14 protein-coding genes are annotated in these 13,860 nt (G+C 59.0%); 9 read left to right on the top strand and 5 right to left on the bottom strand.

Annotated elements, in window-relative coordinates; genetic code table 11:
• Window positions 1–150: 150 nt before the first annotated feature.
• The 4 genes from ACO2Q3_RS19030 to ACO2Q3_RS19015 are packed head-to-tail and all read left to right on the top strand — an operon-like array spanning window position 151 to window position 4,420.
• Complete coding sequence (locus ACO2Q3_RS19030) at window positions 151–1,392, top strand: efflux RND transporter periplasmic adaptor subunit (RefSeq protein WP_423309438.1); 1,242 nt, start codon at window positions 151–153, stop codon at window positions 1,390–1,392.
• Window positions 1,393–1,403: 11 nt separating this feature from the next.
• On the top strand, window positions 1,404–2,096 hold the full coding sequence (locus ACO2Q3_RS19025; protein ID WP_423309436.1) for an ABC transporter ATP-binding protein: 693 nt from the start codon (window positions 1,404–1,406) through the stop codon (window positions 2,094–2,096).
• Entirely contained in the window at window positions 2,093–3,241 is a 1,149-nt protein-coding gene (locus ACO2Q3_RS19020) for an ABC transporter permease (protein ID WP_423309434.1), read from the top strand. The genes ACO2Q3_RS19025 and ACO2Q3_RS19020 overlap by 4 nt, the downstream gene beginning before the upstream one ends.
• A gap of 9 nt (window positions 3,242–3,250) precedes the next feature.
• Entirely contained in the window at window positions 3,251–4,420 is a 1,170-nt protein-coding gene (locus ACO2Q3_RS19015; protein ID WP_423309432.1) for an ABC transporter permease, read from the top strand.
• Window positions 4,421–4,506: 86 nt separating this feature from the next.
• Here the strand turns inward: ACO2Q3_RS19015 and ACO2Q3_RS19010 are convergent, their stop codons facing one another.
• Entirely contained in the window at window positions 4,507–4,764 is a 258-nt protein-coding gene (locus ACO2Q3_RS19010; protein ID WP_423309430.1) for a phosphopantetheine-binding protein, read from the bottom strand.
• A 124-nt stretch (window positions 4,765–4,888) separates the two neighbouring features.
• Here ACO2Q3_RS19010 and ACO2Q3_RS19005 point away from each other — a divergent pair, with 124 nt between their 5' ends.
• Both ACO2Q3_RS19005 and ACO2Q3_RS19000 read left to right on the top strand, forming a co-directional pair.
• Window positions 4,889–6,574 (top strand): fatty acyl-AMP ligase, encoded by a 1,686-nt coding sequence (locus ACO2Q3_RS19005; RefSeq protein WP_423309428.1) that lies wholly within the window; start codon window positions 4,889–4,891, stop codon window positions 6,572–6,574.
• A 68-nt stretch (window positions 6,575–6,642) separates the two neighbouring features.
• Window positions 6,643–7,758 (top strand): cytochrome P450, encoded by a 1,116-nt coding sequence (locus ACO2Q3_RS19000; protein ID WP_423309426.1) that lies wholly within the window; start codon window positions 6,643–6,645, stop codon window positions 7,756–7,758.
• On the opposite strand, the gene ACO2Q3_RS18995 is transcribed toward ACO2Q3_RS19000, so the two are convergent.
• Both ACO2Q3_RS18995 and ACO2Q3_RS18990 read right to left on the bottom strand, forming a co-directional pair.
• A complete protein-coding gene (locus ACO2Q3_RS18995) occupies window positions 7,744–8,127 on the bottom strand; it encodes a hypothetical protein (RefSeq protein ID WP_423309733.1) in 384 nt (127 codons plus the stop codon). The genes ACO2Q3_RS19000 and ACO2Q3_RS18995 overlap by 15 nt on opposite strands.
• Before the next feature lie 104 nt (window positions 8,128–8,231).
• Complete coding sequence (locus tag ACO2Q3_RS18990) at window positions 8,232–8,723, bottom strand: PaaI family thioesterase (RefSeq protein WP_423309731.1); 492 nt, start codon at window positions 8,721–8,723, stop codon at window positions 8,232–8,234.
• A 67-nt stretch (window positions 8,724–8,790) separates the two neighbouring features.
• Here ACO2Q3_RS18990 and ACO2Q3_RS18985 point away from each other — a divergent pair, with 67 nt between their 5' ends.
• The gene (locus ACO2Q3_RS18985; protein ID WP_423309424.1) at window positions 8,791–9,708 is read left to right on the top strand and encodes a hypothetical protein; all 918 of its coding nucleotides are present in this window, start codon (window positions 8,791–8,793) and stop codon (window positions 9,706–9,708) included.
• Here ACO2Q3_RS18985 and ACO2Q3_RS18980 read toward each other — a convergent pair whose 3' ends face one another.
• Complete coding sequence (locus ACO2Q3_RS18980; RefSeq protein WP_423309422.1) at window positions 9,709–10,731, bottom strand: aminotransferase class I/II-fold pyridoxal phosphate-dependent enzyme; 1,023 nt, start codon at window positions 10,729–10,731, stop codon at window positions 9,709–9,711.
• A complete protein-coding gene (locus ACO2Q3_RS18975; protein WP_423309420.1) occupies window positions 10,728–11,648 on the bottom strand; it encodes a hypothetical protein in 921 nt (306 codons plus the stop codon). The genes ACO2Q3_RS18980 and ACO2Q3_RS18975 overlap by 4 nt, the downstream gene beginning before the upstream one ends.
• A gap of 146 nt (window positions 11,649–11,794) precedes the next feature.
• On the opposite strand from ACO2Q3_RS18975, the gene glyA reads away from it, so the two are divergent.
• A complete protein-coding gene (gene glyA / locus ACO2Q3_RS18970; RefSeq protein ID WP_423309418.1) occupies window positions 11,795–13,084 on the top strand; it encodes a serine hydroxymethyltransferase in 1,290 nt (429 codons plus the stop codon).
• 8 nt (window positions 13,085–13,092) lie between these two features.
• Window positions 13,093–13,860, top strand: coding sequence for an HAD family hydrolase (locus ACO2Q3_RS18965; protein ID WP_423309729.1), 768 nt, complete (start codon window positions 13,093–13,095; stop codon window positions 13,858–13,860).

Genomic DNA, 13,860 nt, shown 5'->3' with positions numbered 1-13,860 from the left:
GCGGGACGGCCTGGCCGACGCGTCAATGGATACGGGTTGACGAACGGGTTAGATTTGGAGTTGAAATCTAGCCTCCTCGTCGCGAGAATGGATAACTAGTCTACCGCGTCGTGGTTCCAACTCGCGGGCGGAAACAGGTTGGGGGTGGTTGTGAGCCGTGAGCTCCTGATTGAGCGCTTGAGTATCAACCGTGACGGGCACCCGCAGCCGGAAGTGCGGCCTCGTCGCGCACGCTGGTATCTCTCGACAGTTGTTGCGCTTGGTGTTTTGGCAGCCGGCGGTTGGTTGGGGTGGCGCTCGATGGCCGCGACAACGGTATCCGTCGAAGAAGTGCAGCCGGCGCAAAGCGGAGCGCAGGTCGACTCCGCCAGTGTCCTGGACGCATCAGGATACGTCGTTGCGCAGCGCCAAGCGACGGTTGCGAGCAAGACAATTGGTCGGATTACGGAGCTCTTGATCGAGGAAGGACAGCACGTTCGGGCCGGTCAAGTCATTGCGAGGCTCGATTCAAGCAACACGGAAGCTGCTTTGGCGCAGGCGTCCGCACAAGCGTCGGCGGCCGCCTCGGCGCGCGAGGTGGCGTTAGTCCGAGCGAGCAGCTCGAGCCGGCGCCTTGAGCGCAATCAGAAACTCTACAACCAGGGTTATTTGAGTGATCAGGCGCTGGACGACGCGAAAGCTGAGGCTGATGAAGCTGACAAGTCGGTCGTTGCAGCGGATCGCGCCGCGCAGGCAGCGGCCGGTGGAGCGCGCGTCGCCCGCCAGGCCGTTGATGACGATGTCATCCGGGCCCCATTTTCGGGGGTGGTTACTGTGAAAGCGGCGCAGCCGGGTGAGATTGTCTCTCCAACCTCTTCTGGTGGCTTCACGCGCACTGGCATTTGCACGATCGTCGACATGGATTCCTTGGAAGTTGACGTCGACATCGCGGAAAATGTGATCAATCGCATCGAGCCGGGCATGGCAGCGACGGTGACGCTCAACGCATATCCTGATTGGCGGATTCAGGGTGCAGTCATCGCTGTTGTTCCGACCGCTGACCGCTCGAAGGCTACGGTTTCGGTCCGTGTGAGCTTGCCGGAAAAGGACGCCAGAATCGTTCCAGAGATGGGGGCAAGGGTCGCCTTTCACCGCGCGGAGACGACGGCGCGGCCCACCGCGCCTGCATTGACTGTGCCAGCGGCAGCCGTTCACAGCGACGGGCCTCAAGATATCGTATTCGTGGTCAAGGAAGGTCGAGCGGTGCGGCGTGCTGTGCGCGTAGGCGCCCGTAGCGGCGAACGGCAGTTGATCCTGTCAGGGCTTACACTTGGCGAGCAGGTTGCCGTCGTGTCCAGCAAACCTCTGACAGATGGCAAGAGAGTTCATGTTGAGGCTTCCAGCCTCAAATAGGAAAATCGTCAATGAGCATGATTGAACTCCAAAGCGTTGCGAAATCTTACCGAAAGGGGAGTCAGGCGGTTTCCGTATTGAGAGAGGTAAATCTCCAGGTTGAAGCGGGAGAATTTCTCGCGCTGGTTGGTCCCTCAGGTTCCGGAAAGAGTACGCTTCTTAATATTATTGGCGGATTGGACCACGCGACGTCTGGCGAAGTGCTCGTCGCGGGGGCACGCCTTGATCGTCTTTCCGGCGGAGCGCTTACCCAGTGGCGTGCAAAGCACGTGGGGTTTGTATTCCAATTCTACAATCTAATGCCGACTCTATCGGCGGAACAGAACGTTGAACTACCCCTACTGCTCTCCTCCGGAACTGCGAGGGATCGGCGCGCTCGAGTTGACGCTGCGCTTGAACTTGTAGGACTTGCGGACCGCCGGCGCCACAAGCCCAATGAACTCTCAGGCGGTCAGCAACAACGAGTGGCAATCGCGCGGGCTATCGTCACCGACCCGGCGGTATTGATCTGTGACGAGCCGACTGGCGATCTTGACCGAGATGCTGCCGACCAAATTCTTGAACTTCTCGACGCGCTGCGGAGATTGAGGGGAACCACCATCGTTATGGTGACCCACGATCTAAAGGCCGCTGAAGCCGCGGGTCGGACCGTCCGGCTAGAAAAGGGCGAACTCATAGAACCCCCGGTCGCGGAGGCAGCGTGAACCGCTTTTCAATCGTCTGGGCCGGAATCTGGCGAAAGCCACTGCGCACGGCATTGATGCTGGTGTGCATCACGAATGCGTTCCTTCTATTCGGACTTCTGCAAGGGTTTTCCTCAGGGCTCCAGGGCGCTGCCGCCGACGCTCACGCCGATATTCTTATTACGGCGAGCCGTGTCAGCATGTTGGAAACGCTGCCGTATTCGTACGCTCAGCAGATTCGTGGCCAAGCCGGCGTGCGGGCGGTATCTTCGCTTGTAAGTCTTGAAGCGAACTACCAGCAGGACACCAACAGCATAAACGCCTTCGCGGTTGAACCTAGTCAAATACCTGAGACGACACCAGCGCTCAGAATTGAAAAAGCCGCGATGAACTTGTTTAAGGAAACAAGAGATGGAGCTATCGTAAGCGGCAAGCTGGCTGCCAGATACGGATGGCACGTGGGCGATCGCGTCCCGCTCAAATCGACCATTTGGACCAACCACGACGGCACGCAAGTTTGGCCGGTGCGGATTGTTGGCATCTTCGCTGCGGATGGAAGCGCCTTGTTGGAAGACGCAATTCTGCTGCGATACGACTTTCTCGACGAGGGCCGCGTTGAGGGGAAGGGTACCGCGAATGTCTTCCTCACGAGGATCGCCGATCCTTCTCAATCGGATTCGATTGCGCAGGCTATAGATTCACAGTTCGCAAACTCCGGCAATGAGACCAAGACCTCGAGCGAGCAGGTGATTGCTCGCGATACTGTTAAGAGTATCGGTGACATCGGCGCGATTGCGAATGCTGTCGTCGGCGCTGTGTTATTTGCGCTCTTGCTCTCAGTGGGTGCGGTCATGACGCAAGCCGTCCGCGAGCGGCGGATAGAAATCGGAGTTTTAAAGGCGATCGGGTTCTCCGACCAACTCGTCTTGGGTTTGTTTTTGGCCGAAGCGCTCATTGCGTGCGTGCTGGCCGCTGGGATTGGCCTGGCCCTCTCGGCCTGGGTCCTCCCGAGCCTAGGTCAAGTAACGAAGCTCAACGTCTCTTCTAACTATCTGACGTTACTCTGGGGCGTGATGTTCGCCTGTATCCTCGCGCTTATGGCGGGAGGGCCACCCGCCATCGCAGCGCTACGCTTACGCGTGGTCGACGCTCTTTCCGGTCGATAGGAGGCATCAATGCGCCTGCTCCGGCAAACTCTAGCCATTACGATCTTGAACATTCGCTCGATTCCGGGGCGCCTTGGAAGTGCATTGGTTACAGCGGTCAGCGTGTCCAGCGTTGTGGCCGTGCTTGTTGGTCTACTAGGCCTGCAGGCGGGCGCGAAGCACATGGCTACTCAGAACGTCGCCCCAAACAGGGCCATCGTGATGCCCATCCGCGCCACCGCGGAATATATGGGCACGCTCACCCCTTCGCAGGTGGCAGCGTTAGGTGATCTGCCGACAGTAGCTAGAGACGCGTCCGGAGCGCCTCAGGTTGCGCCGATGGTTGTTGTAATGCTTGAGGCTGAGAAAAAGGGCGATGGGGCGGCTAGCAACATTGTCGTCCGCGGGCTTTCGCCGGCGCATTTTGCAATGTTGCAGCCCACTCGAATTGCCGAGGGAAGGGGCTACACCGCGGGTGTCCGCGAGCTAGTGGTCGGCAGTGCGGTCAGGCAGCGGTATAGGGGCTTCGAGCTGGGTAATAAGGTTCGTCTACGGGGAGGGGAGTGGACCGTCGTCGGCATCGCTTCCAGCGGGGGCGGTATGGACGACAACACCATCTTTGCTGACGACGCGGCTCTGATGTCCCTCCTCAATCGCACCACATATCAGAGCGTTCTAGTCGACCTTAAGACGGCTCAGGACTACCGAGCATTTGAGGATGCTGTTTCGACAGACCCACGCTTGGCTGCTCGCGCGATGCTCTACAAAGATTTTCTAGCTGCGCAGGTCCGTAAAATTTCCGCGCTCCTCACATTCCTGGCCTACTTTATCGGTGCAGTGATGGGCGTTGGCGCAACATTCGCCGCTATCAACGCTATGTTTGCGGCCATTGACGCTCGCCGCAAGGAGATCGCTACGCTTCGAGCAATCGGCTTTCCCGCCGGCGCGATCCTGGGATCAATTGTCGCCGAGTCTCTGTGCCTATGTCTCCCCGCCGGTCTAGTCGGGATCCTGTTGGCCTGGGTGGCCCTAAACGGCCAGGGCGCGGCTGCGAGTCACATGAGCTTCCATATAGCCATCACACTATCTCTCGGCGAAGCTGCCCTCGCCTGGGCCCTCATAATTGGGCTGCTCGGGGGGGCTGCGCCGGCAATCGTGGCGGCCAGGCTTCCTGTTGCAACCGCTCTGCGCACTCTGTAGGTGCGCTGCATTGGCTCACGTCAAGAAGGCAAATGTCCGCGCGAATCTGCAGCGCGCAAAGCGCTCGCAGCGGTTAAACGTCAAATCTAAACCGGAACGCCATTTAGCGCCTTACAGACTGCACTAGCGATCCCATCAATAGTATGCTCATCCCACAGCAGCGCCATGTCGTACTCGGCTTCCAACCAGAGCTCGAGCTCAAGCGCTAGTTCAACAAATTCTGACGAATCTAGTGCGTAGGAAGACAGATCTTCCCCCGATTTGACGCTCTCGGCCGGCACCTGGGCCCTTCGCGCCACGTCCTGTATCAGCCAAGCGCGGATATCTTCCTCGGACCTCGTCATGGTAGCGCCTCAAAAGCAAATGTATCGTCAGGGGAGACTAATGGCGCCAAAATCAAACTTTGAAAATGGGCGGTTTGATTTAAAAGTGTCGCCAAATCGAAGCGCCGCTTAGGGAGCCTGACGAGTGAGAGAGATCACCGTCCTAACCGAAATCATCGATCGCTACGCGTCCGATCAGCCAACAGCCGACGCGTTGATCTTCCTCAAAAACGGAGAGGAGGTCTCGGAACGGGTGTCTTACCAAGATCTACGTGACCGCGCGCTTCGTGTAGCCGCGGCGCTTGCCAAGCGCACTGCAAAGGGAGACCGGGTTCTTCTGCTCTATCCCCCAGGCGTTGAGTTTGTGGTCACTTTCTTCGCGGCCCTCTACGCGGGCGTAGTCGCGGTCCCACTAGCCCCTCCCCGCCGTGATTCCGACCGCGTCGCCAACGTTGTAGCCGACTGTCAGCCTGTCGGTGCGATCGGGCCTGGTGCAGTTGTTGAGCGGAGCCGGCGATACCTTTCCGCCCAGTCCCTTGGCTTTGTACTAAACTACGAGGATGCGCTCAATGGAACGATGGGCGGTCTTCGGCCAAGTCGGCTGAATGAAGTCGCCATGTTGCAGTACACATCTGGTTCCACTGGGGCGCCAAAAGGTGTAACGCTATCGCATTTAAACATTGTAGAAAATCAATACCTGATCGCAAATCGGTTCTCACATCCAGAGCGCTTTACTTGCGTCAGTTGGCTGCCAATATATCACGACATGGGCCTTATTGGCGGAATATTGCAACCACTATTCATGGGGGGGACGGCAGTGATGATGTCTCCCTTCTCCTTCCTCCAAAAGCCCTCCCGCTGGCTCGCAGCGATCGCTCGCTTCCGTGCGCACTCCTCGGGCGCACCAAATTTTGCTTACGATCTTTGCGTGGACCGTATCCAGGATGGTCAACTGGAGTTCGACCTGACGGCTTGGCGCGTTGCCTTCGTTGGCGCTGAGCCGATAAGAGCCGACACCCTTGAACGGTTCGCAACTCGCTTTTCCCAATGTGGGTTTCGACGCGAAGCCTTCTACCCATGTTACGGAATGGCAGAAGCGACGCTGCTCGTGACCGGGGCGGACGCGGGGGTGGGACCAGTCGCCTATAGTGCTCAAGCTTCAGGTAACCGCCCTCCTCACGTTTACATTAGCTCTGGTCGGATCGCCGGTACGGCCACCGTGCAGATCCTTAGGCCGGGTGGGGAAGAGCAGATCGCTCCAGGCGGAGAGGGCGAGATCGTCGTCGGCGGACCCTCAGTTTCTGTCGGTTACTGGGGGCGGACGGCTCACAGAACGGACGAGGCCGGCCTTCCGCAGCTTCGCACCGGCGACCTCGGCTTTATTCAATGTGACCAACTCTACGTGACGGGACGCCTCGACGACCGTCTCGTTATCCAAGGGCGGAATTACCATCCGAATGATTTGGAGGGGGCCCTGCGGTCGTGGGCGAGCGTCATCGAACCGAGCCGGTGTGCGGCATTCGGCATCCAGACGGCTAGAGGCGAGGTGGCGGTGGTCGCGACGGAGCTCACGGCCCGCAGACATGTAGAGGCGGAATCCTGGACCGACTTTTTCGCCGATGTGCGCCGCGCCCTCGCTGAGGACTTCGACTTGGCAGTTGCTGCAGTCGTCGTCGTCCGCGAGGGCCAAATTCCGGTTACCACCAGCGGCAAAGTCAGACGCTCCGAAGCGCGCCGCCTGTTCGCGTCTGGAGCTTGGTCGTATGTCGCCGAATGGCGTGGGGCCGCGCTGTCTGGCGACCTTAGCTCCGAGATGGTGGGAGCGGTCTAGTGCTCTTTGATCGCCGTTTCTTGGAAGATCCTTACCCCGAGTACGCCCAGCTGCGGCGGACGGCTCCGGTGAGCAAACTGAACTCGCTCACTGGGCGGATTTGGGTCTTGGTTCGTCATGCGGACGTCCGATCGGTGCTTCTTAGCGATGACTTTGTGGAGTACGACCTCCCAGCGATCGTGGCTGGGAAACGCAACGGAGATGGTGGAGACTTCTCGACAGTCGGCAAACGTCTAGAAGACTGGCTTTTTTTCATTGGAGGTTCCCAACACCAAGTTTTGCGCCGTGCATTGCTACCAATTTATAGCCCGAAAGCGGTAGAGCGGCTGAGGGAGCGGGTTACGGAATTCGTCAGGGCTGCGTTCCGTACGACCGAAAAGTTCGATTTCGTTGCCCACGTCGCCTGGCCGCTGCCCGCTGTCGCCACGGCAGCCCTGTTGGATTTGCCAATAGATCCAACCGAAGTCACGGATTGTTCGTCCTCTGTATTGAAAGTCTTCGAGCCCCTACAGCGCCTAGCGATCTATCAGGGTATTGAAGATGGTTTCGGCCAGCTTGATCGACTATTTGACGCGCTTCCGGAAGCGACTATCGCGCTCACCCGACTAGGTGCCATGTTGGGAGCCGCGTTGCCCAACTTGACGCCCGCGCAGCAGCGCGCCATTGCAGTCATGCTGTTTGCTGCAGGGCAAGATACTGTCGCTTCGGCCCTCACGAACATGATTACGGTCGTATTTGGAGATCCGGGCCGAGTGGGTTGGCTCCGGGAGCGGCCAAGCCTCATCGCGAGCGCGGTGAAGGAGGTTCTTCGGTTTGAGCCGCCAGTGCAAATGGTTGCACGAGTAGCGCGTGTCGATAGCTGCTTCGAAGGGGTTCGCATCGCCGCTGGCGAGCGTCTATGCTTGGCATTGGGGGCTGCCAATAGAGATGAACTGGAATTCGCCAATCCAAATGATGTCGATTTCGAGCGCACGACCGGAACCAACTTGGCTTTTGGGGCGGGCCAGCACTATTGTATTGGAACGCATCTAACGTCGATGGTGCTGCAGGCCACAATGGCCGCGCTAATGGACCTTCCAGCTTTTAGTCTCGAAGAACGACAGAGGCGGCCATCTTTTGTCTTTCGCGGCTATTCTGAATTGCAGATCAAGCCGTCCAACATCCCACAATCAATCAGTACCTAAGTGGGTGGCGGAAAACCTTCCACTTGCGATCATTGCGCCGTTCACGGTCGCGACGCCGGAAAACATTAGCAAGTGTCGGCGGCGCTTTAAAAGTCGTACCCTTAGCCGAAGCATGTCTCCCCTACGCGGTGCCGCTCGGAATCGACAGTGTTCAATGCCGGTGATGACCGGAAGGCTCTGGCCGGGCGGATGTCCGGCCGACTTGGCGACCAGGATCGCTGCAGTTTGAGCAAGGCCTTCCAACGCTAACCAGCCCGGCGCTACGTCGCACGCCGGCTTGCTATGTGGCAAATCGGCTTCCCGTATGTGTCTCCAGCCCACCAAGGCCTGAAACGGCAGAAACCCTTCCGCGCTATCCACGAAGAGCATTGGTGGTCGATGAGGAATTAGCCTCAAGATATCGGCCACAGTGATTTCAACGGCCCCCGAGGCTTCCGGCTTTGTGGGCGGTCCTTCCGGCAGCTCGAGGTTCGCTAGCCCGCCGATGACAAGGCGATTGTCGACATGCACTTTGCGGCCACTGCTCCCTCACTGGTCAGGACCTGACCCTCCAGAAACAAAATGGAAGGGGTCCGATGGGAAACCCAGGCCTCGACGACAGCAGCGCCCGGCTTTAGCGGGCGAAAGTAACTTGTCTTTGTTTCAATTGTTGACTTAAACTTCTCGCCCACGTGGATAAAGCTGGCGATGCCCACTGCCTCATCCAATATAAGACTGATTATTCCACCGTGGATCTTTCCGCTGTAGTTACAATGTAGCGGGCCCAACTCGACTCCAATTCGGACAAATCCGCGATCGCCATCCAGCTCTTCGAAGGCTTCATTTAGCTGGGCCGACAAGGGCTGTTTACGGAAGAAGGAATCCGGTCGAGTTTTGAACCACTCCACGAATTGTGCACCGTCCCAGCCCATCGTGCCCTCAATCAAATCTGTCAAATCCGGCGATAAAATTGGCCGAAATTGCACTTGCAATCAAGCCTATCCGGACCGGTGGTGGTGCGATAGAAGGCGATAGATTTAATGGAGCGCGCAGATGTATCTGGCCGAGCCGGGCTTTGAGTTGGGTGAGCTGCGTGATGTCGACGAGTTGAAGCAGTACGGCCGCGCAGCGGTGCTCGACGAGTTGATCGCGGACGGTGTCAAGTCTTTTCGCAAGTCGGAAATCAGCCGTGGTGAGCTCGCCGCGCGGGCCTTTGCGAATGCCCTGCAGTCGTGGGGAGGCGATCCCCGAACCATTGACCTCATTATTCTCGCCTCGGAGTCAATCTTACCGGGAGAGAACGCAGGTTCCGAGTTCTACGACTTTTGCTCCAGCAGGGGGCTAGGGAAAGTACCTGTGATGGGGGTGGCTTTGGGAGAGTGTGCGAACCTGGCCGCGGCTCTCCGAATTGCCAGGAGCATCCTCGTTCATGAGCCAATCAGGCATATCGCGCTCGTTACCGTTGACGTTGCCCACGATCACGAGCGGATAGCGCAGCTCGAAATAGGCGTGCTTAGTGATGCTGCGGCGGCTTGCATTGTGGGGGCGTCGCCGGCTGGCGCAAAGTATCGGCTTTGTGGATTGTCGCAGACGGCGAACAACTCGCTCCTGAGGGTGATCTCGGACGAAGGCGGGAAGGCAATGCTGCTCACCGCTGCCGGTGTTAGGGGCGCTGTTCGTGCTGCTCTGAAGGAAGCGGGTGCCGCGGCGCCCGAACTGGGGGGGCTCGTATGTACGACGCTGCGAACGAGTGCGTTGCGGTTCTATGCCCAAGTCTGCGGGCTAGATTTGGCATCGACGTTTGCGGAAACCGTCCCATCGATCGGGCACGCCTTTGCGTCCGATATGCTTATAAACTTGCGCGAGTCGTCTGAGTGGCGGCGGTCTCGAGGCATCAAAGCCGGCACTCCGCTCCTGTCCCTCATTTTGGGGCCTCACACGTGGGGGGCGGCGGTCATCGAGGTGCTTTGATCATTGAATCTGACTTAGCGCTGCGGTGAGGCGGTCAAGATCTCGTAGGGGCGGAGCTGTAATGCGTATTCCCGAGACGCCTTCTGATGGCCGCTTAGTCCTTACCGCAATACCTTGGTCCAAAAGCCGCTCGCCAATTTCGACGGCGCGCGCGGGCGAGCACTCCAAGAAGCGAAAGTGAGTGGGCGAGGTTAAGACCTTGGCATCCGGGAGAGAAGCCACGCAGCACTCAAGAGTGCGCGCTGAAAGCTGCATTTCCCTACGTGTAGTATCCGCCCATGCCCCGTCGCTCAAGGCGGCTTCGACGAGCAAAACATCCAAGGTCGACAATGGCCACTTGGTTATCTGCCGCGCTACATTGCCGGCAAATCTCCTATTGCGGGTCCAAAGGCCGCCCGCGCGGACGCCGCCGATGCCATAGAACTTGGTCGGGGAACGAAGGACTGCGACATTGAAAAGCTCGGTGCCTATCAAACTGTAGAGCGCGGGTTCCTCGCAGAAGTCGACGTATGACTCGTCGACAACAAGCGTACAATTTGATGAGTCCCGCGCGATCGCTTCCAGCTCTTCGCGCGTGAGCGCTAAGCCAGTCGGGTTGCACGGGTTTGAGATTACGAGAAATTCAGCGACCCTAGATAGTCGGCGGATCTGCTCACCTCGGTCGATAGCAACCCCTTCTGGGACACGGTGATAGGAGAAGGCGTCATGGATATCGGTGTAATCCACCGACGGCCTGCTTGTCACCGAGGCCGGTAGCACGCGCGATAACGCCCAAAGCAATTCCGTGATCCCGCGTGATGCAGTAATTTCGTCGGCCTCGACGCCCAAGTGCCGCGCGTATGTGGTGGTGAAGCCATCCACTGCGGCGAATGGATGCTTTAGCAAATCGGCTGGATTGGCCTCTCGAAGGTAAGCTCGAACTGCTGGGGGCGGACCATTGAGGTTCACACACGTGCTAAGGTCCAGCACTCCTGGAGCTAGGCTCCTGACGTCGCCGCCTTGCCGCACTTGGTGCAGGGTCATTGGACGCCAGCCAAGGGCGTCCCCCAGCTCCGCGTTGGTTCAACTCGTAGGGTACGGCACTCAACCTTGTTGCCGAGATAGCTCGCAATCTTATCGCGGGCCGTGCGAGCAGCAGCTTCGCCACCTCCCCCAGGCTCAAATAGCAGGCCAACGACCGTTCCGGTATGCCCGACGACAAACCCAAGCGGGCTCAACTCGTCTCGAACGCGGTAAAGTGCGTCAAAGATCTGATTTGGATTGTCCATCTGGTTTAGACGGGCCGACATCGTCGCCAGCTCAGCCCATTCGCCGGCACTGCGAGAGACTTTCTGGTCCAAGCACGCGGCTAGAATCTTTGTGTGTTGAGCGGAACTGCGCCTGGAGAGAACCACGCTCGACGTGTCCATACTTTCCGGCGGTAACACTGCTAGCACCGTGAACACTGGGATATCGGCCAGCCGGCCTAGGAGCTGGCCTGAGCGGTGGTTCACCGCGCAGACACCAGCGTACATGACGCCATCCGATGACTCTATCCCGGCTGCTATCGAGGCCAGGTCGAGTTCGGTAAAACTGCGGCCCAACGCGGTGTATGTTGCAGCGGCGGCGGCGACGATATCCGCAGTGCTTGATGCCATACCCTTCCCGATGGGAAGCGTGCGTTTCACAAGGGCTCGAGGCTCAAGCCCAACTACTCCGTGCTGCTCCAGCACGCGGTACACGGCCCGCCGCAGCTTTGGATATTCCGCCAACGCGCCTGGGCTTTCCACGCCTTCGCCCAGCCAAATGGTTACCTCAGAGTAGGCGTTGACGGGCAAGGTGACGTGGAATGGGCATCCGTCGGACGTGAAGCCCTGAACGAACTCGCCGCAAGTGCCTGGGCACCGAGCGACTCCATAGGCGGCGTAGCTTGTGGGCAACGACTTCACGAACTCCCTCAAGGTTGCACCGCTGCCGGCACCGTCCCCCGTAGCGAGCCGCAGCGATTAAATGTATTTTGGCCCAAACTCAAGTCTAGACGTTTCGGACTTGATCTGAGCAATCTGCCGCCGAGCGGCGCCGTACTGCCGCACGAGGGGTGAGGGTGATGCAGCGCCTGGATGTCGGATCAATCGTAAACGCAATCTCGGATCGCGACGTCCGCGGCATCCTTGAGCAGGAAGGGCTGCGTCAGGAGCGCACTATCTCCATGCTGGCCTCGGAGAATATGCTGCCGCTTGATGGCTTATTGGCTCAAGCATCGCCGATTGCGAATAAGACCGTCGAGGGCTTTCCCGGGCACCGCTATCACGCAGGAGCAGCCTGGGTAGACGCGCTTGAGCGACTGTGTATCGACAGGGGCAAGGAGCTCTTTGCGGCAGGCTACGCGAACGTGCAGCCTCACTCGGGTAGCCAGGCAAACCAAGTGGTTTTCAATGCACTGCTTGACCCGGGTGACCGGCTGCTCTCAATGCGCCTGTCGGATGGCGGGCACTTGAGCCACGGCGCTGCCATCAATCAAAGCGGCAAGCTGTACGATGTTAGTAGCTACGGCGTCGACCGTGAGACTGGCCTGATAGACTACGACGAATTTCAAAGGATTGCGCGAGAGCGGCGTCCGAAGCTCATAGTCGCGGGCGGATCTGCGTATCCTCGCATAATCGACTTTAAGGCGATGGCCGCGATTGCAGCCGAGACCGGCGCCCTGCTGCTGGTCGATATGGCCCACTTTGCCGGACAGGTGGCGGCAGGGCGCTACCCGAACCCGGTGCCGCTAGCCGACGTGGTGTCGACAACGACCTACAAGAGTCTGAGAGGACCGCGCGGCGGCATGATCCTGTCGCGCTCGAAGCGAGTCGGACGACTAGTGGATCGCTCGCTGTTTCCTGGCTTTCAGGGAACGCCGGCGATGCACCAGGTGGCAGCCAAAGCAATCTGCTTGGGCGAAGCGCGCCAACCAGCCTTCGGGGACTATATCGAACGTGCCCTTAGACTCGCAGCGATCTGCTGTTCTCGCCTTCAGGCTGATGGCTTCCGCCTCCTCACGGGGGGGACGGACACGACCATGGTCATGGTGGACTTGAGCAGGGAGCACTTCACGGGGCGAGCGGCGGCGGAGGCGCTGGAACGGTGCGGGATCATCGCAAACCAGAACGCGATCCCGGGTGACTTCAGGCCGCCGTTCGAAGGGTCCGGCCTACGGCTGTCGACCACAGCGATGGCGGCGAGGGGGTTCGATGCAGCAACCGCGGCGCCGGTTTTCGATGTGGTTTGCGGGGTGCTGGACAGCCTACGTCGCGACCGACCGATTGATGTGGCCGACGCTCTTCGGCGTATCGCTCGCTTGTGCGACGAGCACCCCGCTTACGCCGTCAACCGGCAACTGGAGGTCGCTTAGTGCGCCGTATGAACGACATCCCGGTTCAGGCAATCACGTTCGATCTTTGGGACACCATCATCCGCAACGATAGCGACGAACCGCATCGAGCGTTGAGGGGCCTTCAGCCTAAGCGACCAACGCGAATTGAAGCAATCTCTAGGGCCCTCGGCGGCGGCGATGGGGCCGACTTCGAGACGGTGGCGGCTGCCTTTGATGTGGTGAACGAGCAATTCACTCAAGCTTGGTTGAACGAGCACGTAACTTGGACAATGGCGGACCGCCTGGAGCGAATCCTAGAGCTTCTGCGCCGTAGCATGTCTGCGTCTAGCCAGGCTGAATTGGTGTCAAAGCTGGAGGGCGTGGAAGTTCACGTCCCAAGCGAGCCTATCGACGGAATCGCTGCCGTGTTGGAGGCTCTCGCTGCCAAGGTGCCACTCATAGTCATCTCGGATACTGGCATGACCCCGGGATGGGGCTTGAGAGCAATACTTGAGCATTGGGATTTGGCCCGTCACTTCTCGGGGTTTGTATTTTCGGACGAGATCGGGCGATGCAAGCCCAATCGAGCGGTATTCGAGGCGGCGGCCGCGATGGCGGGCCAAGACCTCAACGCGATGGTCCATATCGGAGATCGAGATCGAAATGATGTGAAGGGAGCGCAAGCCGTAGGGATGCGGGCGGTTCTCTTTACAGCGGTCCGTGACGCCGACAAAAGCAGCACGTCTGCAGATGCAGTCTGTGAAAGCGCGGAAGACCTAGCGCGACTGTTCGAGAAGATTGTGACCTCCGCGTGA

The organism is Caulobacter sp. KR2-114, assembly GCF_049446115.1.
GTDB lineage: Bacteria > Pseudomonadota > Alphaproteobacteria > Caulobacterales > Caulobacteraceae > Acaudatibacter.
The sequence above is the reverse complement of the archived record's forward strand: the minus strand, read 5'-3'. Positions and strand labels throughout refer to the sequence as shown.